Below are 19,221 nucleotides of genomic sequence, written 5' to 3'. Positions count from 1 at the left end.
TTTATTTCCTTATTGCATTTCTTCTTTCAATGATCCGGCGATACAGCCAATGGTTGTTGCCGGCTCCCATGGTAATGCACACATCGCCCTCTTGCAACCAGCCTGCAGCTACCTGAGCGACTTTTTCATCATTGCCTGGTACATAGATGCATGCCCCGCAGAGGTTTTTCCTGCTACGGAATCCGCTTTTCTCAATTTCTTCTGCCAGTAGCTCTGAATAGTTGACATCAGTCAGATCCTCACGTGCAGAAGCAAACGTATCCTGGACAATGACCTTGTCAGCCCTGTCCAGTGCCGTTACAAACTGTTTGAAGAACTGCCTGGTCCTGCTGCTCGTATGAGGAGCAAAGATAACAAGCAGATGCCGATTAGGCCATCTGCTGCGAAGGGAAGCTATGGTACTTTGTATTTCAGTCGGATGATGTGCATAGTCATCTACAAAGGTTACGCCTCCGTCCTCGGCCATGATCTGACATCGGCCTTCCGTTCCAGGGAAGGAAGAGAGCAGCTTCAAGGATGTAGCAAGGACCGTGACCAACGCTTCGTCAACCACAAGGGCATCCTTATCCAGATAGAGGCTGGGATTCGGCCTGTCCAGCAGGATGCAGGTTGCAAATACAGCAGCCCCGACAAGGTCCCGTACAAAATCCTTGCCCCACACGGGAAAAGAAAAAGACGTAAGACCTGTTACAGGAAGCCTGTAGCCTCCTTGAAGCCGATCGATGCTGATCCCAAAAGGTCCGGGATCATCAAAACCGTAACTGATGACCCTGAGGTCAGGCCGACGCAACCGGGTATACTCAGCAACCTTTTTCGCGCCGCTGTCATCATGGCAATACAAAAGGAAACCTCCCTGCTCCAATTTACAGGCAAAGGTTTCAAAACTTCTGACCGTTGCTTCATAATCATCAAAATAATCCGGATGATCCCATTCGACGTTGGTAAGCAAGGCCCCACGTAACCTGTAAGAGAGAAAGTGATCCTCATACTCACAGCATTCAAGCAAGAAATCCTCACTCCCTTGGTATATCGGCCCATCGCTGCCATGTTGCAGGAAAGAGCCGAAGAGTGCAAAAAATGGAAAATTGCTTCTGTTTCCTTGTGAAAGCGCCCAGCAGGTAGCGGCGGTACTGGTTGTCTTTCCATGGGTTCCCGCTACTCCATAACTTTGGCAAGTCTTTGTAAGGTCTGCAAGGAAATCAATGTAACTATATATCCTGAAGCCTCTTTTCTTGGCCTCAGAAACAATAGGCTTTCGCCCAAAAGCCGTGGAATAGATGATGCAGGCAGCCTCGTCCAACCGGTCCAGATGCGAACTGTCAAATCCTGCCACCACGGTGATACCGGATTTTTCCAAGACACTGTCGGTCTGGAAGACTTCATTGCTGTCACATCCCCAGACGTAAGCTCCTCTCCTTTTCAGCAGAAGGGCAAGGCTGGACATGCCGGTACCTTTTATACCGATGAGGAAATAACTGGCTTCCATGCATCCTCCCAACAAAGAAAAAGACTGCCATACCGACAGTCTCTCCCATTCAGCCAAGAATACCGCTTACTTGCCGTTGTTTTTCCGGGCATTGCATTGCTTGCAGATCATGACCTTTTCTTCACCGGTGGTCGATTCATACAGAACCTTGATTCCGGTCCTGCCGCAAACGGGACAGGTTCCGCGTCCATGGTTCTTTTCTGCACGAATACCAGTTCCTCTATGTGCTTTGGACATATTGTACTCCTTCCAAAATCAATACTGTGGGAAAAGGATATCCACAGCGGCTCATACTGTCAAGCCCGATGAAGAATAAACAGGGCATTTTAACTTTATTCAGGGCTGGTACAAAACTTCAGCTTGTTCTATAGTCTGACACAGAGGATATATGATGAAGACTATCAGCTACAACACAAAAGGCAGACAAGCGCTGATTGACCTGCTGGAAAAGCATGCAGATACTACCCTCAGTGCTGATGAAATCCACCAATTGCTGGAGGACAAAGGCATCGACCTCAACCTTACCACCATCTACAGGAACCTTGACCGGCTTTCCGAAGAAAGCAAAATCCTCAAGTTTCCCGCCACTGACGGGCACAAAGCCTACTACCAGATCCAACCATGCCTTACCTGCAACGAACACCTCCATCTCCAGTGTTCCAGATGTGGAAAAGTCATTCACCTCGACTGCAGATTCATGCAACAGTTTGTCAAACATATTTCTGAGCAGCATGGGTTTGACCTCACCTGCGACAATTCAATTCTTTTCGGTCTGTGCGAGGCATGCAAAAAAGAACTTGCCGAAGAAAGCAAGAAAAAATAATCAAAGATTTTTCATAGAGCTGTTGACATGAAGCCTTCTTGATGATAGCGTGCAATTTGCAAATTACTTGCAAATTTAAACAAGGAAGCAAAACATGCAAAAAAGAATACATCTGTTTGCAATCGTAGCCCTGTGTGCCGCCATGCCTTTGGCTGCAGCAGGCATGCCTGAAACACAAGCAAACAACACAAATCCCAAAGTTGCCGTTTCCATCGTCCCGCAGGCAACCTTCGTCAAGCAAGTAGGACAGTCAAAAGTAACCGTTTCCACTGAAATCCCACCAGGGGCAAGTCCTGAAACATACGAACCGACTCCCCGCCAGATGGCAGACCTCGAGGATGCACAGCTCTATTTCTCTATCGGCGTACCGACTGAAAAAAGTGCCATCCTGCCGAAACTTCCTGCAAACATGAAAGTCGTGGACCAAGCTGCCGCATGCCGTCAGCAATATCCTGACAGGAAAATGGGAGACGGAAGAGACCCGCACATCTGGCTCAGTCCTAAGAGAGCGGAAGTAATGGTCAACCAAATCGCAGATGAACTGAGCAAGATCGACAGCGACAACGCAACGTTCTACAAAGCAAATGCAAAAGCATATATCGGAAAAATCGAAGCAGCTTCTACACAGATCAAGGGTATCCTTTTCCAAACGGAAAGCAAGACCTTCATTGTCTATCATCCTGCCTTCGGCTACTTTGCCGATGATTTCGGTCTGAAGATGTACGCTTTGGAAGAAGAAGGCAAGGACGCTTCGCCCCAGCATATGGCCCAGATGGTTGACCTTGCAAAGCAAGAAGGCTGCAAAGTCATCTTCTATCAGGCAGAGATTGACAGTCGCCAGGCACAGGCATTTGCCGAAGAAATCGGAGGAAAGGCTGTCCAGCTTGACCCTCTGAGCGGGGATTATGTCAACAACCTGGTCAAGATGGCAAATACATTCAAGGAGACGCTATGAGTGAGAGCGAAAAATTCGCCCTTGCCGTACATCACCTAAGTGTCAGATACAAAGAAGGAAACCTTGCATTGAAGGATATTTCAATGCAGGTTCCCTGCGGTGATTACCTTGGGATCATAGGTCCCAACGGAGGAGGCAAATCAACACTATTCAAGGCTATCCTGGAGCTCATACCGAGCCAGGGTGGCCCTGTGTTGTTTTTCGGGCATCCGCTGAAAGAAAGCTGGCAACAGGTAGGCTACGTACCCCAATTTGCGAACATCGACCGTTCCTATCCGGTAACCAGCATGGATGTCATGCTCACGGCACTGCTTGGCAGCGGGCTCCATCCGTTTCATCGGACACGCCAGGCGGATATTGACCGGGCCAGGCAGACACTGGATGAAGTCGGACTTACAGAACTGGCAGACAGGCAGATAGCAAGCCTGTCAGGAGGCGAATTTCAACGGCTGCTCATTGCCCGGTCACTGGCAAGGCATCCAAAGCTCCTGTTGCTCGATGAACCGACTGCCAGCGTTGACCCCGCCAGCAGAGAACAGATATACAGCCTGTTGGCAAAACTTAATGGAAAGGGCATGACCATCATCCTTGTCTCCCACGACATGATGGCAATCTCTTCACAAGTCAAGCATCTGGCCTGCATCAGCGAGCATCTGATCTACCATGGTAATCCTGAGATCAACGAACAGATTGTCGAACACATGTATGGTTGTCCTGTCGACTTGATCGCACACGGAGTACCACATAGGGTACTGCCCCCACACGAGCACACATGAGGAAGCATATATGATCCAAGCATTGTTTCATTACCATTTTTTACAGAACGCATTTTTTGCAACCCTGTTGGCCAGCATAGTCTGTGGTCTTATAGGGACAATCATCGTTGAAAAGAAACTCATACTCATGGGCGGCGGCATAGCACATACAGCATACGGCGGTGTCGGGCTCGGCTACCTGCTCGGTTTCGACCCGATGTTGGGAGCAATGGGATTTTCTACGCTCGCAGCCCTTGCCATCGGACACACGCGCCGCAAAGGTGAAAAAGACGGTGAAGTGACCATAGCCTTGTTCTGGTCACTGGGTATGGCGCTGGGCATCCTGTTCACTTCATTGATGCCGGGGTATCCCCCTGACATGAATTCCTACCTCTTTGGCAATATCCTTGCTGTCACCGATGCAGATCTGCTACGTATGCTGCTGTTGACCGTAATCGTTGTTTTTCTTCTCGTCGCATTGTTTGCAGACTGGAAGGCTTATCTTTTTGATCCTGAATTCGCAAGGCTTTCCGGCATGAAGGTAACATTCCTTGAATATCTTCTGCTGGTGCTTATTGCATTGTCAGTAGTGGTCCTCATACGGTTGGTAGGCATAATCCTGCTTATTGCTATGATCAGTGCCCCCGCGGCAACCGCTTCATTGCTCAGTAGGAAACTGAAATCAAGGATGTTCCTGGCAATGCTGATAGGAGAAGCAGAATGCCTGGCTGGGCTGGCCTTATCCTACACGCTTGACCTTGCCAGCGGAGCTATCATCGTCATCATTGCCGTCGCCGTCCAGATGATCGTCAGGTTGGTCAATGGCAAAGTCCAGAAACTGACAACTGAAAAAGGATGACTATAGCCTATACTGACCAGTCAAGGAAACGGTAACAGCAGAAAAGTCGCTGAAATCTGAAAGCGGGAAAGATACCGCAACGGAATATGCAGAAGACGGCAAAGAAAGAGCCAATGCAGTGGTAGCCAACATTTTTTCTGCATCAAAGGTAATATAATCCATCAGCTCAGGTTTCAGCGCTTTCACTGCAGCAAAGAATGAGACGGAATGGTCCCTGAGCAATTGGCATCTGACCTCAGTTGCCAAGCTCACATATCTGCTGTCACTGTCAGTAAAACCGGAGATATCACCGAATATCCTGACCTTGAAGAAATTGAGTGCGTTTTCCTTGTTGTAGGTCGGCGTAGCATATGAAAAACCAAGTCTGAGCGTATCAAGGAAATAATGCGTACTGGCATCTTCCCCACCCTGGTACAAGTCAGCTGTAAAAGCAAGAGCCCACGCATCATTGATCTGTTTCCTTGCTCCTAACCCGACACTGTATGATTCAGAACCTTCCACATATTCATAACGTTCGAGATAAGTCTGGATGAAGTAGTCCGGTATTGCCAGCAAACCACTGCGGATTATGGCATTCTGCCTTTTGACTTCACTGCCCCCTCTCAACCGCAGCCCTACCTGAAGGAATTTCAGAGGCAAGGCAATATCCATTTGCATCATCGTCAAAGTGTGTCCGGTAAAGGAAACAGCATCTTCGGTCGAATCTTTCTTGTCATCAAGATAATTTTTTATTTGCAGGGTCATTGATACACCGGTACCGAAGAAGCTGGCCCCCAGATAGGAAACAGGACTCTGGAAGATGGATGAATTGCTTCCCGACCCAGATGAAGAACCGTAGGTATCCTGATAAGAGGCATAATCACTGAATGTTATATCTTCCATGTTTTCCGATGCAAGATTCGCAGGATTTTCCATTCCCTCGTCATTCGCAATCCCTGCACCACCCAGACAAAGGGCATATGGGGAAAAAGTTGACAATCCAGAAGCGTCAAGGACTGGCAGGATAGAGACAGAGAACAGCAACAGCACAAGATGCTGTTTCATCCTGCAACGCCCTGCATGAGGCCCCGCCTGAAGAAAGGAAAACAAGCAGGAACAGAATCTGTTCCTGCGCAAAAGCTTTCTTATAGCAGGCAATCTGACTTTTCTCAATGAAAATGCCGCATATCGCATGCCCTGACTATAGCATATTTGCATCCTTGCTACTACTGTCAAGTCACTTTTTCTTGCGCAACAGGACCGTTGCAGGTATCATGACAGCATGTTGAATATCGGAGAGTTGTTTGAAGGTACGGACTTCAGCTGCACTGAAGCTGAACGGTCCATCAAGGGAATAGGACATCTGTGTTATGATTCGCGCAAAGTCCATGAAGGTGATGCTTTCTTTGCCTTTCCCGGAACGCATACCGACGGCAATGACTTCATTGCTGACGCCATTGGAAAAGGTGCAAGGCTTGTGGTAACAGAAAAGAAAATCGACAAGTTGGAGAAAGGTATCGTCTATGTCACGGTACCTCATGTCAGACAAGCTTTTGCCATTGCGTGTGCCAATTTCTACGGACATCCAGCAGACCGTCTGTCTCTCATCGGCATAACAGGTACTGACGGAAAAACCAGTACCGCCTTTTTCCTCTACCAGCTGCTCAAGGCAAAAGGCTTGCAAGTCGGCCTTGTCTCTACCGTCTATATGGATGACGGTACGGGATTGGCAGATTCACCTTATCGTCAGAGCACCCCGGAAGCAGACAGCCTCCAGGCTTTCTTCGCTACCTGTCTGTCCAATGGTCTGAAAATGGCAATCGTAGAAACGACCAGCCATGCGCTCAGTCCCGAACTCGACAGACTCGCAACAGTCTGTTTTGATCTTGCGGTCATTACGACCATTACCAGTGAACATTTGGAACTGCACAAAACCATAGAAGGCTACATACAGGCAAAATGCAATCTGATACGGAAGCTGAAACCTCAAGGCATGTTGATCGCCAGCAGGGAAAATCCCCATCTTGACCGTTGCATGGAAATTGCAAAGCAGACAGGACACAACGTCAGGATCATCGAAGACCTACATTGCATTTCCAACCCAACCCCTCGTCAGATAACTGTTGATGGAACAAAGACAGCATGTTCGCTGTTTCCCTATTTTTTCAGGACAGATGCCCTGCTTGCAATGGAAACAGCGGCATTGCTTCTCAAGTGCAGCACAAAAGACTTGTTGCCGCTTCTGCCTAAGCTTTCCTTGCCGAAAGGACGCTCTGAAGTCCTGGACAATCATCTGAAGATACACATAGCAATTGACTTTGCCCATACGGCAGATGCCTTTACCAAGCTTTTTTCTTCACTTAGGGAACTTCGTCCAGACAGCCCGCTTATCATAGTATTCGGAGCCGCAGGAGAAAGAGACAAAAGCAAGCGCAGCGCAATGGGAAAAGCTGCAGCCCGTTATGTACAGATGGCTTTTGTCTGTGAGGAAGACCCACGCGGTGAAGATGACAAGGCTATTTTCAACGATATCATAAGCATGATAGACAGCCATGACAGAAAGAAATTCATCCGTGCTGACAACAGAAAACTTGCAATGCGTCAAGCTCTGTCCGTTGCAGGAGAAGGCGCCACCGTCCTTTTCCTCGGAAAGGGACACGAACATAGCATGGAGTTCAAAGACAAGAAACTACCATGGGATGAAAAAGCTGAGGCCTTGCGGGCTATCAAAGAAACAGAAAAACTACAACTGAGAAAAAAGCGATTCCACATCGCCTTGTTCTTCGGAGGAAGGTCTCCCGAGCGGAAGGTATCGGCCGAAAGTGCCAGGGGTATCCTCCCTTACATCATCATCCAGACAGGAGTAGTCCCTTATCTGGTTCAAGTCGATGAAAAAGGAAATTTCTTCCTTCAGGACAGCATGGAAGAAAACTCATGGCACGCGACTGAAAAAGTCATTGCCGTACCAGGAGTCGGATTGGCAACCGGCCCCCAGGGGAAACAGCTGGAAATCGATGCCGTCTTTGACATTATCCATGGCAATGAGGGAGAAGACGGAAGGCTTCAGTCTTTTCTTCAGCTCTGCAATATTCCTTGCTGTGGCTGTGATGCAACTGCAAGCGCCTTGGGTATGGCAAAGGGACTGGCCCAAGCAGTGTGGCAGCAGGCAGGGCTGGCTACCATACCGACGCTGATAACATCCAGAAAAGACCCAATCAGTCTGGAGGAAGCCTGCAAGGCCTTGCATACCCATAGCATTGTCGTAAAAAGTGAAACGACAGGAAGCTCTGTCGGGGTCACTTTGCTCAAGGTTCCTGACAAAGCAACTTTCTGCAAGGCAGTCGAACTGGGGCTGTCCCTCAGTCCCAGGGTGCTTATCCAACCTTATATAGACGACAAGGATGAAATCGAATGTGCCATACTGGAGAAACCGGACGGGACCTTGGTTGCCTGTGGTCCTGGCCTTGTCATTGATCCCGACAAGGAAACTGCGGGGGTCTGTACCTATGAAAACAAATACAGGCAAGGGGGCGTGCATATCATCTGCCCTGCTCCCGTCAGCCAAGAAACAAAAGCCCAGGTCAGGCACCAGGCATTGCAGGCATTCAAGGCTCTTGGCTGTTCCGGTTTTGCCCGCGTCGACTTTTTCCTAAGATCGGACGGTACCTTGCTGATCAATGAAATAAATACTCTGCCTGGGTTGACCTCTTCCAGCCATTTCCCTGTCTTGGTAGAAAGTGAAGGCATATCATTTTCTTCTGCAGTCGGGTGCATTCTGGAGAAGACCCTGTATGGTTGAGACTGTTTTCTTCCATGTCGACCTTGATGCGTTCTTTGCATCAGTGGAAATACTGGATAATCCGGATCTGGCAGGAAAACCTGTGCTTATCGGTTCCAGGGCTCCCCGATCCGTTGTTTCAACCTGCAGCTATGAGGCAAGGCGATACGGCATACATTCTGCGATGCCTATGGTCCAAGCCTTGCGATTGTGTCCTTCTGCCATTGTCATCCGGGGCAGGATGAAAAGATACAGTGAAAAAAGCCATGAAGTAATGGAACTGTTCAAAAGCTTTACGCCGGATATCAGACAGATATCCATCGACGAAGCCTTCCTGGACATGTCAGGATTCAACTATCTTTACAAGGACAAGAAGGAAGCAGCCCTGGCCCTCAAGCAGAAAGTAAAGGAACACACAGGCCTTGTCATTTCAGTCGGCGTCGGCCCTTCCCGGCTCATTGCAAAAATGGCAAGCGACTATAACAAGCCTGATGGACTGTGCATTGTCGATGCCGGCATGGAAATTCCATTCGTCGATGCCGTAGGGCTATGGAAACTATGGGGAATAGGAAAATCGACAAGGGACCTGCTGCAGAAACATCATATCACCGACAATCAGGTACTGAGGGAATATACCCAGCTTTCACTTGAACATCTGTTCGGCAAGGCAATGGGAACATACCTCTATGAAATCTGCAGGGGAATCGATCCCGGTATCTATACACAGGAAGCAAAGTCCCATTCCATTTCCACTGAGCGTACATTTACCGAAGACATTTTCCAGAAAAATGAAATTGACCATGCATTGCTGGAAATGAGTCTTGAGGTAATCTACCGTTCCCTGCAGGAAAAGCAGATAGCCCGAACTATAGGCATCAAAATCAGATATGGGAATTTTACGACCTTTTCCTGTCAAATTACACCGGACCGTCCTATTTACAACGCAAGCCAAGTATACGGACTGAGCCAGGATCTTATGGACAAAAAATGGAACCACAATCCGATCAGACTGTTGGGTGTCGGTCTTTTTCAGACATATGCAGGCACGGCACCGATGCAACCCGAGTTCTTTGATGAAGATGAAAAAAAGAAAAGGGAAATCGAAAAGGTAGCCTACTCGCTCTCAAAGAAAGGCCTGAACCTGACAAAGGCCTCACTGCTGACGGAGAAGCAGAAACACAACCGTCAGGACGACTGAAAGGATAATACGATACCAGCCGAAGACTGCAAAGCTATGGGACCGGACGTATGCCATCAACTTCTTGATTACCACAAGGGAAACCAGGAAAGAAACGACAGAACCTATGGCAAGTATCAGCACCTCAGCGGGCGTATATGACAGACCAAGCTTGACCAGTCGGAGAAGTGACGCCCCGAACATGACCGGGATTGCCATAAAAAATGAAAAACGGGCCGCTGCCGGACGGGAAATGCCACACAGGACACCTCCCAGGATAGTGGAACCGCTACGACTCGTACCAGGTACAATGGCAAGGGCTTGGAACAGACCGATTTTTATGGCATCCGGAAAAGATAATCCATCCACATCGTCTACCTTGGTCTTCCTCCGTTCGGGATGTCGTTCCACAAGCACATAGGCAACGCCGTAGACGAACAATGCAAGGACGATGACCTGCCATTTGTTGAGATAACGGTCCATCAGGTCATCTAGGAAAAAGCCAGCTATACCGGCAGGAATCGTAGCAACTACGACTTTGGCCCACAATAGCCACGTCGTCTTCTTTTCTTCGGTATCTTTCCGCAATGAAAACGGATTGAGCTGTCCGAAGTAAAGCACAATGACCGCAAATACTGCTCCCAACTGGATAAGTACCAGGAACTGGTCCATGAAATGCTGTGGAACCTGCAGCTTCAGGAACTGGTCCAAAAGCAACAGGTGACCGGTGCTGCTGATAGGAAGCCACTCTGTGATTCCTTCTACGATACCGAATATAACGGCTTTTACCATTTCAAACATATCACGACTATAAAAAAAAACAGCACTTTTGACAATGGTTCGGTACCATCGGGACAGAACTCCTTGCATAGCTAGCCTTCTGATGATAAGGTTTTGCAAGGAGAAAGACATGTCACTGCATATTGTACTTTTTGAACCAGAAATTCCTCAGAACACCGGAAACATTGCACGGACCTGTGCAGTCATAGGGGCCAAACTGGATCTTGTGTATCCCATTGGCTTCAGCCTTGATGAGAAACATCTGAAACGGGCAGGCTTGGACTACTGGTCCCAGCTGGAAATAACAAAATGGAAAGATATCGCACAGTTCATGGAAATACACGGACAGGAAAAACAACTCTTCCTCTACACGACAAAGGCTCCCAAGTCCTATCATAAAGTCATCTATACCAGCGAGGGCGATACCTACTTGGTCTTCGGGAAGGAAAGTGCAGGTATTCCTGAAGAAGTATTGGTAGAACATAAGGAAAACTGTGTCAGGATACCGATGCGTCCGGCACTCAGAAGCCTCAATCTTTCGAACAGTGTGGCCATTGCGGCCTATGAATATCTCAGGCAGACTGATTTCATCGGTCTGCAGGGACAGGGACAGCTACATCACAGTCATTGGAAAGACTGAACTACAGAGAGGAAAAACGATGGAAGGGAAAGAACTTACTATTGGTATCATCGGGCTGGGCAACATGGGCTCAGCCATTGCATCAGCCTTGGCTGACAGCGATCTGTTCAAAAGTCTGTGCATACTTGCACATACGGGAGAAGACACACGTCAAAAAGCGGCTGACTTGGCAAATGCAGCCTGTTCTGTCATACCGGCAAACAATCTGCAGGATCTGTTGGGACAATCCCAAGTCGTGTTGATCTGTGTCAAGCCTCAGGTACTTCCGACACTTTATGAAGGGCTGGGAAAAGCTGACAAAGGAAAAACCTTGTTCATTTCCATAGCAGCCGGCGTACCGCTATCAATACTGGAAGACAGGCTGGGTACAGGACGTGTCGTACGCTTCATGCCGAATATTGCGGCCAAAGTAAAGAAAAGTGTCACTGCAATCTGTCTTGGTCCTTCCTGTACAAAAGCTGACAAGACTACTGCCTTGGCAATAGCTGAAAGCTTCGGTTCGGCATTTCCCTTGGATGAACGGCTTATGCCGGCTTTCATCGGCATCAGCGGAAGTGGTATCGCCTATATCTATCAGTTCATCCATGCCATGGCCGAAGGGGGCTGCCTGGAAGGCATCCCCTATCCTCAAAGCCATGCCATCTGTTACGCGACCATGGAAAGTGCTGTTGCCCTTGCCCTTGGAAAGGAAGGTACAGTGGCTCCTATGGAACTTGAAATGAAAGTCTGCTCGGCAGGTGGCACTACCATCGAAGGAGTCAAGGCTCTGGAAGAAGGGGGCCTCAACGGGACAGTCATCGAAGCCGTAGCAAAGACGGCAGAAAAATCAAGGAAGATGGAAGATGCTGCAAAGGGAAAGTAACTTTTCCTACTGGCAACAATGGATTAAAAGAAGTAGACTGAATAATCATCACTAATTAAAGGGACGTACTATAATGATTGACATCAAGGAACTGAAGACCAGGCATGACGAGATTGCCCGGAACATCAAGAACAGATTCATGGATGTACCTTTGGAACATATTATGGAATTGCAGGATGCACGGTCCACGTTGCTCCGACAAAGTGAAGAGTTGCGTGCACAGCGGAATGCAAATGCATCCAAGATGAAAGGCAAGATGGACCAACAGGCCAGGATGGCTCTGATTGAGGAAGGCAAGGACCTGAAGAACCGGATAGCGGAAATTGAAAAGGAACTGACCGCAACCAGTGCGGAATTTGATGCAGAAAGCCGAAGAATTCCAAACTATGCCCATCCTGATGCACCCGTAGGCAAGGAAGACAAGGACAGCTTGGCTGTAAAGTTCGTGGGAGAGCCGACCAAGTTCGATTTCAAACCGCTTGACCATGTACAGCTTGGTGAAAAACTCGATCTGCTGGACTTTGACAAGGGTACAAAAGTTGCAGGTCCGAAGTTCTATTATCTCAAGAACAAGGCCGTACTGCTTCAGATGGCATTGGAGCGGTATGCCATGGACATTGTCGTAAAGCACGGCTTTACGCCGTTCATTACTCCTGACGTGGCAAAAGAAGAAATACTTGCAGGTATCGGCTTCAATCCACGTGGAGCAGAATCAAATATCTATACCATAGAAGGAACGGGAACTTGCCTGGTAGGAACAGCAGAAATCACATTGGGCGGTTACTATAGTGACACCATCATAGACAAGAAAGACCTTCCGATAAAGATGACAGGACTTTCACACTGTTTCAGGAGAGAAGCAGGAGGCGCAGGACAGTATTCAAAGGGATTGTACAGGGTCCATCAGTTCTCAAAGCTTGAGATGTTCATCATCTGTCTGCCAGAGGAAAGTGATGCTTATCATCAGAAGCTGCTTTCAATTGAAGAAGAAATATTCCATGGCCTTGGGCTTCCTTACAGGATCGTAGATACCTGCACTGGTGACCTGGGGGCTCCGGCTTATCGGAAATTTGACATCGAGGCTTGGATGCCAGGCCGAGGTGAAAACGGAGAATACGGGGAAGTGACCAGTACGAGCAATTGTACGGACTATCAGTCAAGGTCATTGCAGATCCGTTACAGGGATGACGAGGGGGCCATCAAGTACGTCCACATGCTCAACGGCACGGCGGTCGCTCTTTCACGGGCTCTTGTTGCAATATTCGAGAACTATCAGACAGCTGACGGTTCCATCAGGATTCCGGAAAACTTGGTACCCTACACCGGTTTCCAGATCATCCAGGCTGAGTAGGAAAGGCAAGGTAAGACTGTATGCAAATCAGCGCATTGACTACAGATTTCTATGAACTGACCATGATGCAGGGGTTTTACACCCTTGGATATAATCCCAATGTCGTATTTGACATGTTCTATCGGACCAACCCCTTCAACGGTGGCTATGCACTGTTCACAGGGATTGGAGGAACTGATTGCAAAACTTGAAGGTTTCAGTTTCAGTGACGATGATATCGCCTACCTCAGGTCCTTGGGAAAATTTACGCCTGAGTTCCTTTCATATCTGTCCTCCTATCGGTTTTCCGGAGACATCTATTCCGTTGACGAAGGACAGGTCGTCTTTGCAGGAGAACCGCTGGTCAGAGTCCATACTTCTTTGATCGAGGCCCAACTGATTGAAGGGATGTTGCTCAATACGCTGAATTTCCAGACACTCATTGCCACAAAGGCTTCCCGCATGGTAAACGCCAGCAAGGATGGCTTGATCATGGAATTCGGGCTAAGAAGGGCACAAGGTGATGATGGTGCACTGTCGGCTTCCAGAGCTTCGTTCATCGGAGGCACACGGAGCACCAGCAACACCTTGGCAGGCAAGAAATATGGCATTCCCCGTTGCAGGCACCATGGCACACTCATGGGTAATGGGTTTCGATTCCGAACTGGAATCATTCAGGGCATTTGCGAAACTGTATCCTGATAACGCCATCCTGTTGATTGATACCTACGATACACTAGGTTCCGGAATTGACAATGCAATCATCGTCGGCCTTGAACAGAAAGCCAAGGGACTTCCGAGCATAGGTGTGAGGATTGATAGCGGCGATATGTCTTACTTGCCCAAGATGATCAGAAAAAAGCTTGATGACGCAGGACTGCCTGATGCCAAGATCTGTGTATCCAATGATATGACGGAAGAAATCATCCAGACATTGATGCAGGACGAAGTACCTATCGACTCATGGGGCATCGGCACGCATCTTGTCACGGGAGGGTTCCAAAGCTCACTCAACGGTGTCTACAAACTCTGCGCAAAACAACCGGAAGCAGACAAGCCATATATCCCCACCATGAAACTTTCCAACAGTTTTGGAAAAACGACCAATCCTGGGATCAAGCAGGTCTGGAGATTCTATGACAAGAAGCACACCGCTTTGGCAGACCTTATTACCCTTGAAGATGAAAAAGTAGAAACTGGCAAGGAATATACGTTCTATCACCCCTTTTCCGATACAGATTTCTTCAGGATGAAAGGGCCAATGTATAATTCCTGCGTTCCCCTGCTATCTCTCAAGATAAAAGGAGGGAAAACGCATTGCACAGGAAAAGACATTGCCACAGCTACAGCAATTTGCAAAGGCAAACCTTGCCATGTTCCACGAGTCTTACAAACGGCAAATCAATCCGCACATCTACAAGGTCAGTCTCTCTCATGCCCTGAAGACATTGAAACGGGAGCTGATTGCAAAGGAAAGGATGAAAATCGGAGAGGATTGACAAACAAGACTCATATACGGAAAAGGGAAACTGCCTGCAAGGGCAGTTTCTTTTTTTATCGTTGTACATATTTGAGTATGGCATCTCCCAAGGCTTGGGCCATGTTATGCTGCCAAGCCGGATCAAGCAGATGCAATGCATCTTCCCTGTTGGAAATGAAACCGACTTCTACCAAGGCCGCACAGGTACGGCAGGCATTGAGTACATACAGGTCATCTTCCTTGATGCCCCTGTCTTCCATGGAAGGAAAGCTTGCAGCCAATGAAGATTCAATGTTGCCTGCAAATTTCAGGTTTTCCTCCATTTGCTGTACATTCAATGTCTTGTTGTCCTCTGAAGCAAACAGAGGAATATTCAGCAACGGCGTCTTTTCATCAATGATTGGGACCTGTTTGTCTTTTGGCTTCGTAAAGACTTCAAATCCCTCAGCGGATTGGTTTGTCGAAGCATTTGCATGTATGGACAAAAACAAAGAAGCTGTCTTGGGAGAAAGAACAGTCCGGTAGCACAGCTGGCTCCTCTCCTGCAACGAGGGAAAGGTATCATCGCTACGTGTCAGCACGACATCCAAAGACGGAGCTTTTTGTTTCAGATAGTCCTTCAGGATAAGCGATATGGCAAGGTTCACATCCTTTTCCATGAGTTCTCCACCAGGAGCGAAATCCCAATTCCGGACTGCACCGGAATCCTGTCCTCCATGGCCAGGGTCTATAAAGACGGTCTCAACAGGATAGGAAAATGGATTCATGGAAAATAGAAACAGACATGAAAACAAACCGACGGCAATGAAAGCAACAACTCTTTTCACTGGGCATCCTTCCCGCTGTCTTCTGTCTTATCCTCTTTAGGATATTGCCATGTAGCGCAGAGGGTATGCCAATCTTTCTTGATGAGGAACATCGTCCTCTTTTTCACTTCTTCATTGAATGTCTTACGGTCGAAATGTCCTCTGAACTTATGGGCAAAATTCTTTCCGTTGATCGTTTCCACACCCAAGGCCCTTGTATGCACCTTGTTCATACCTTCAACGGGACTACGGTCTTCGATTATTGACAGGCGATCAGGAAAACTCATGATGAAACTGCTGGTACAGCCGATTGTATTTCCAAATTGGTTGCAACGTAATCCAAGGTCAAGACATTGCCAATACTCACTGGGAATCGAAAAATCAAAGCCTCGCAGACGCTGGAACAATGCCCTGTCATAGAAACCGATGCCCTTGAACGGATACAGGCTCTGGTACATACCGGTATCGGACATGACAGGAAAATACGAATCAGGATCAATGAGATTGCCTGTAAGACGAGGAGACCTCATGGAAGGAATTATTTCCTTATTGCTGTTTGCGATGGCAGGAACGATGATGCCAGGCGCCCGCTCATCATTGAAAAGCGACAGGATATAGGCACCGTCAAAACGTACGAGCTCCATGTCGGTCCTGACGATCATGAAATAGGTCGTAAAACATTCGTCAGCCACAGCATTGATCAACTCACCAAGATAACCAAGGCCATTGAAGACAATGAACGTCACATCTGGAAACTCATCAAGCAAGGTAGCGATATCTCCTCTCTCACTGCTGATGATTGCATGCAGGCAACAGTTCATTTCAGAAATGTATCTGCTGAGTGTCGTCTTGAGTTGCTCAAGCGTCCCTACATCAATGATGCCGATTGCCAGCTGTTCACTGCGGTGAAGCTGCTCAATCTTCTTTCCCACATCCTGCTTTCTGTGATATATCCTGTATTTACTCATCTGACTCATGTAAAAACACCATATCCTCAGGACGGAAGACTACATCCTTGTTGCCTGGTCCCAGCAACTTGGAAATTTCATCACTCCTATGTCCGCTTATCGCGGCAATATCCGTACTATCATAATACGGCACTGCCTTTGCAAAGGCAACACCACCTTCATCCCTGATTTCCACCACATCACCGGCATTGAAAACCCCTTCAACTGCAATTATACCCTTGGGAAGCAGGCTGTTGTGGTTTACCAGTGCATCCTTTGCTCCTGCATCCACGGTAATGGCACCGCTATGGTTGTTGTTGAGTATCCATCGCTGGCGCTGTTTCAATTTCTCCACGGCATGGATACAGGTTCCGATCTCTTCCCCAGCCAGAAGCCGGGGCAAGATATCCTTCTCATAACCGGAAGCAATAAGACTTTGACAACCGGCTACGCTTGCAATCCTGGCGGCAAGCAATTTGGTACGCATGCCACCGGTAGCAAATGCAGAACCGGCCCCACCTGCATAGGAAAACACCTTATCGGTAACCTGATCTATCTCCTTAAGCAATTTCGCGTCTGTCAGCTTCGGATTTTCATCATACAGTCCATCGACATCCGTCAGGATAACCAACAACTGGGCATCAATCTTACTGGCTACGAAGGCACTCATCCTGTCATTGTCCCCAAAAGCCGAACCTATTTCAGAAGTACTGACGACATCATTCTCATTGAAAATGGGAATTACCCCAAGATCAAGCAACGTAAATACGCTGTTTCTCAGGTTATTGTAGGTAGTCCTGTTATCAAGTTCCTTACGCGTCAGAAGTACCTGGGAACAGATACCACCGAATTTCTTGAAGGCCCTGCGATAGGCATGCATGAGAATCGGCTGTCCGATTGAGGCACAGGCCTGCCGCATTGCAACTTGGCTGATGGAATGTGAGAGCCCTATTTCTTTCGCTCCCATTCCGATGGCGCCACTGGAAACCAACAGGATTTGATAACCTGATTTTTCCAGTTCCATGATCTGCCTGACAATGTCTTCAATCCGTGTTTCATCTATGCCTTCAGGCCCTGACAGTAAATTTGTTCCGACCTTGACGACTATCCGTTTGACTTGGGAAAAATTTCTACCCATCATTTCACCTGTTCATAGCTTTCCCGTCCAAGGAAAGCTCCTCATGGGTAAAATGGCTGGTACCATTGCTGTAGGAATCAACTATGTTTCCCGAACCCTTCAGCAAGTACTTGGTAGTCATCAATCCTTCCATACCCACAGGTCCCCTGGCATGGAGCTTACTGGTACTTATGCCTACCTCAGCGCCAAGGCCGAACCGATAACCGTCGGCAAAACGGGTGCTGCAGTTGACGAATACATCGGCACTGTCAACCTGAGTCAGGAAAAGTTTCTGTTTTGTCTCATCCTCCGCCAGGATGGCATCGGTATGATGCGAACCGTGGCGGGCAATATGTTCCATTGCCTCTTCCACGGAATTGACGACCTTGATTGCTACTTCCAAGGCAAGGTACTCGGTGTCCCAGTCCTCGTCCGTCGCAGGTACGCAGTCAATGAGACGTCGACAAGTCTCATCCCCATGGATAATGACACCATAGGTTTCCAGCTGCTTCTTCAGGAGTGGCAGGAACACAGAGGCAATCTTACGGTTGACCAGCAATGTTTCAACAGCATTGCAGGCAGATGGATACTGTACTTTTGCATCCACGCAGACTGCTACGGCCTGTTCGATATCGCAACTGTCATCAACATAGATGGAACAAAGTCCCTGGGAATGTCCCATGACCGGTATCTTTGTGTTTTCCATGACATACCGGACAAAGGTATTGGATCCTCGAGGAATAAGCAGGTCTATCAGACCTTCCATGTCGAAAAGTCTGCGAGTCTCTTCACGAGAATGGATCAACAGTAACCAATCACTGCCGAATGATGTCTCTTCCAGACTTTTCTTTATCGAAGCTACCAACGCAGTGTTGCTTTTATCTGCTTCCCTGCCACCCTTGAGGACTATGCCGTTTCCACTTTTCAAGGCAAGCGAGACAATCTGTACCAAGGCGTCAGGTCTGGCTTCAAAAATCATGCCGATGACCCCTAGAGGAAAGGCAACTTTCTCAAGTAACAGGGAATCGTCCAACTTACGGCGCTGAAGTACTTTCCCGATCGGATCAGGAAGTGTCGCTACCATTTCAAGACCACTGAGTACGCTTTGCAGTTTCTTTTCATCAAAATGAAGCCTGCCAAGCAATGCAGGAGCCACATGATTTTTCTCTGCCTGCGCAACATCCTGTTCATTTGCAGCAAAGAGAGAAACCTTGTCTCTTTTCAGTCCTGCTGCTATAAGGCGCAGAGCCTGATTGCGCTCTTCCAAGCTACTGGATGCAAGTTTTTGTGATGCCTGCCGTACGCTTTTCAATTGTGCTGCCAAGTCCATCTGTATCTCCTTGAGGAAAACAGGGAAATTTCCAATCCTTGTTTTCTACAATGTAACGCAAGAAGGAAGCAATCTCAATATACCCTGGGAAAACAACTAAATTGATGAAATTGAAAA

At 48.0% G+C, this 19,221-nt stretch carries 17 protein-coding genes and 1 pseudogene; 10 read left to right on the top strand and 8 right to left on the bottom strand.

From position 1 onward, the window contains the following. Nucleotide 1 precedes the first annotated feature (1 nt). Nucleotides 2-1,486 (bottom strand): Mur ligase domain-containing protein, encoded by a 1,485-nt coding sequence (locus LKE40_00280; GenBank protein ID MCH3915933.1) that lies wholly within the window; start codon nucleotides 1,484-1,486, stop codon nucleotides 2-4. Nucleotides 1,487-1,552: 66 nt separating this feature from the next. Next, a complete protein-coding gene (locus tag LKE40_00275; GenBank protein MCH3915932.1) occupies nucleotides 1,553-1,723 on the bottom strand; it encodes a hypothetical protein in 171 nt (56 codons plus the stop codon). 151 nt (nucleotides 1,724-1,874) lie between these two features. On the opposite strand from LKE40_00275, the gene LKE40_00270 reads away from it, so the two are divergent. From LKE40_00270 to LKE40_00255, 4 genes are all read left to right on the top strand, one after another. Continuing rightward, entirely contained in the window at nucleotides 1,875-2,309 is a 435-nt protein-coding gene (locus LKE40_00270) for a transcriptional repressor (protein ID MCH3915931.1), read from the top strand. A gap of 94 nt (nucleotides 2,310-2,403) precedes the next feature. Then, on the top strand, nucleotides 2,404-3,264 hold the full coding sequence (locus LKE40_00265) for a zinc ABC transporter substrate-binding protein (GenBank protein MCH3915930.1): 861 nt from the start codon (nucleotides 2,404-2,406) through the stop codon (nucleotides 3,262-3,264). After that, nucleotides 3,261-4,040 carry an ABC transporter ATP-binding protein gene (locus LKE40_00260; protein ID MCH3915929.1) on the top strand — a complete coding sequence of 260 codons (780 nt, stop codon included), beginning with the start codon at nucleotides 3,261-3,263 and terminating at the stop codon, nucleotides 4,038-4,040. The genes LKE40_00265 and LKE40_00260 overlap by 4 nt, the downstream gene beginning before the upstream one ends. Nucleotides 4,041-4,050: 10 nt before the next feature. Then, a complete protein-coding gene (locus LKE40_00255; protein MCH3915928.1) occupies nucleotides 4,051-4,878 on the top strand; it encodes a metal ABC transporter permease in 828 nt (275 codons plus the stop codon). Here the strand turns inward: LKE40_00255 and LKE40_00250 are convergent, their stop codons facing one another. Next, the gene (locus tag LKE40_00250; GenBank protein ID MCH3915927.1) at nucleotides 4,879-5,922 is read right to left on the bottom strand and encodes a hypothetical protein; all 1,044 of its coding nucleotides are present in this window, start codon (nucleotides 5,920-5,922) and stop codon (nucleotides 4,879-4,881) included. It lies immediately after the preceding gene. Nucleotides 5,923-6,139: 217 nt separating this feature from the next. Here LKE40_00250 and murE point away from each other — a divergent pair, with 217 nt between their 5' ends. Together murE and dinB are read left to right on the top strand one after the other, a co-directional pair. Next, nucleotides 6,140-8,656: a UDP-N-acetylmuramyl-tripeptide synthetase gene (gene murE, locus LKE40_00245; GenBank protein MCH3915926.1), complete on the top strand. Its 2,517-nt coding sequence runs from the start codon at nucleotides 6,140-6,142 to the stop codon at nucleotides 8,654-8,656. Continuing rightward, nucleotides 8,649-9,833, top strand: coding sequence for a DNA polymerase IV (dinB, locus tag LKE40_00240; protein ID MCH3915925.1), 1,185 nt, complete (start codon nucleotides 8,649-8,651; stop codon nucleotides 9,831-9,833). The genes murE and dinB overlap by 8 nt, the downstream gene beginning before the upstream one ends. Here the strand turns inward: dinB and LKE40_00235 are convergent. Then, nucleotides 9,789-10,613, bottom strand: coding sequence for an undecaprenyl-diphosphate phosphatase (locus LKE40_00235; protein ID MCH3915924.1), 825 nt, complete (start codon nucleotides 10,611-10,613; stop codon nucleotides 9,789-9,791). The genes dinB and LKE40_00235 overlap by 45 nt on opposite strands. A 109-nt stretch (nucleotides 10,614-10,722) precedes the next feature. Between LKE40_00235 and LKE40_00230 the strand changes: the two genes are divergently transcribed. The 4 genes and pseudogenes from LKE40_00230 (at nucleotide 10,723) to LKE40_00215 (ending at nucleotide 14,923) form a co-directional block, all read left to right on the top strand. Continuing rightward, nucleotides 10,723-11,232 carry a tRNA (cytidine(34)-2'-O)-methyltransferase gene (locus tag LKE40_00230; GenBank protein ID MCH3915923.1) on the top strand — a complete coding sequence of 170 codons (510 nt, stop codon included), beginning with the start codon at nucleotides 10,723-10,725 and terminating at the stop codon, nucleotides 11,230-11,232. 19 nt (nucleotides 11,233-11,251) lie between these two features. Beyond that, nucleotides 11,252-12,094: a pyrroline-5-carboxylate reductase gene (gene proC, locus LKE40_00225; protein MCH3915922.1), complete on the top strand. Its 843-nt coding sequence runs from the start codon at nucleotides 11,252-11,254 to the stop codon at nucleotides 12,092-12,094. Nucleotides 12,095-12,167: 73 nt separating this feature from the next. After that, a complete protein-coding gene (serS, locus tag LKE40_00220; protein ID MCH3915921.1) occupies nucleotides 12,168-13,445 on the top strand; it encodes a serine--tRNA ligase in 1,278 nt (425 codons plus the stop codon). Nucleotides 13,446-13,465: 20 nt separating this feature from the next. Next, nucleotides 13,466-14,923, top strand: a pseudogene (locus tag LKE40_00215) (nicotinate phosphoribosyltransferase). Between the two features lie 55 nt (nucleotides 14,924-14,978). Here the strand turns inward: LKE40_00215 and LKE40_00210 are convergent. From LKE40_00210 to LKE40_00195, 4 genes are read right to left on the bottom strand one after another with little or no spacing between them, the layout of a single operon-like run. Then, entirely contained in the window at nucleotides 14,979-15,731 is a 753-nt protein-coding gene (locus tag LKE40_00210; GenBank protein ID MCH3915920.1) for an N-acetylmuramoyl-L-alanine amidase, read from the bottom strand. Beyond that, on the bottom strand, nucleotides 15,728-16,687 hold the full coding sequence (locus tag LKE40_00205) for a hypothetical protein (GenBank protein ID MCH3915919.1): 960 nt from the start codon (nucleotides 16,685-16,687) through the stop codon (nucleotides 15,728-15,730). Before LKE40_00205 ends, LKE40_00210 begins: the two co-directional genes overlap by 4 nt. Continuing rightward, entirely contained in the window at nucleotides 16,671-17,795 is a 1,125-nt protein-coding gene (gene proB / locus LKE40_00200) for a glutamate 5-kinase (GenBank protein MCH3915918.1), read from the bottom strand. The genes LKE40_00205 and proB overlap by 17 nt, the downstream gene beginning before the upstream one ends. Before the next feature lie 4 nt (nucleotides 17,796-17,799). Beyond that, a complete protein-coding gene (locus LKE40_00195) occupies nucleotides 17,800-19,104 on the bottom strand; it encodes a glutamate-5-semialdehyde dehydrogenase (protein MCH3915917.1) in 1,305 nt (434 codons plus the stop codon). Between the last annotated feature and the right edge of the window lie 117 nt (nucleotides 19,105-19,221).

This window comes from Spirochaetia bacterium (genome assembly GCA_022482625.1).
Lineage (GTDB): Bacteria > Spirochaetota > Spirochaetia > Sphaerochaetales > Sphaerochaetaceae > Pleomorphochaeta.
Note: the sequence above shows the minus strand (reverse complement) of the source record. Positions and strands in the feature narration are given on the sequence as shown.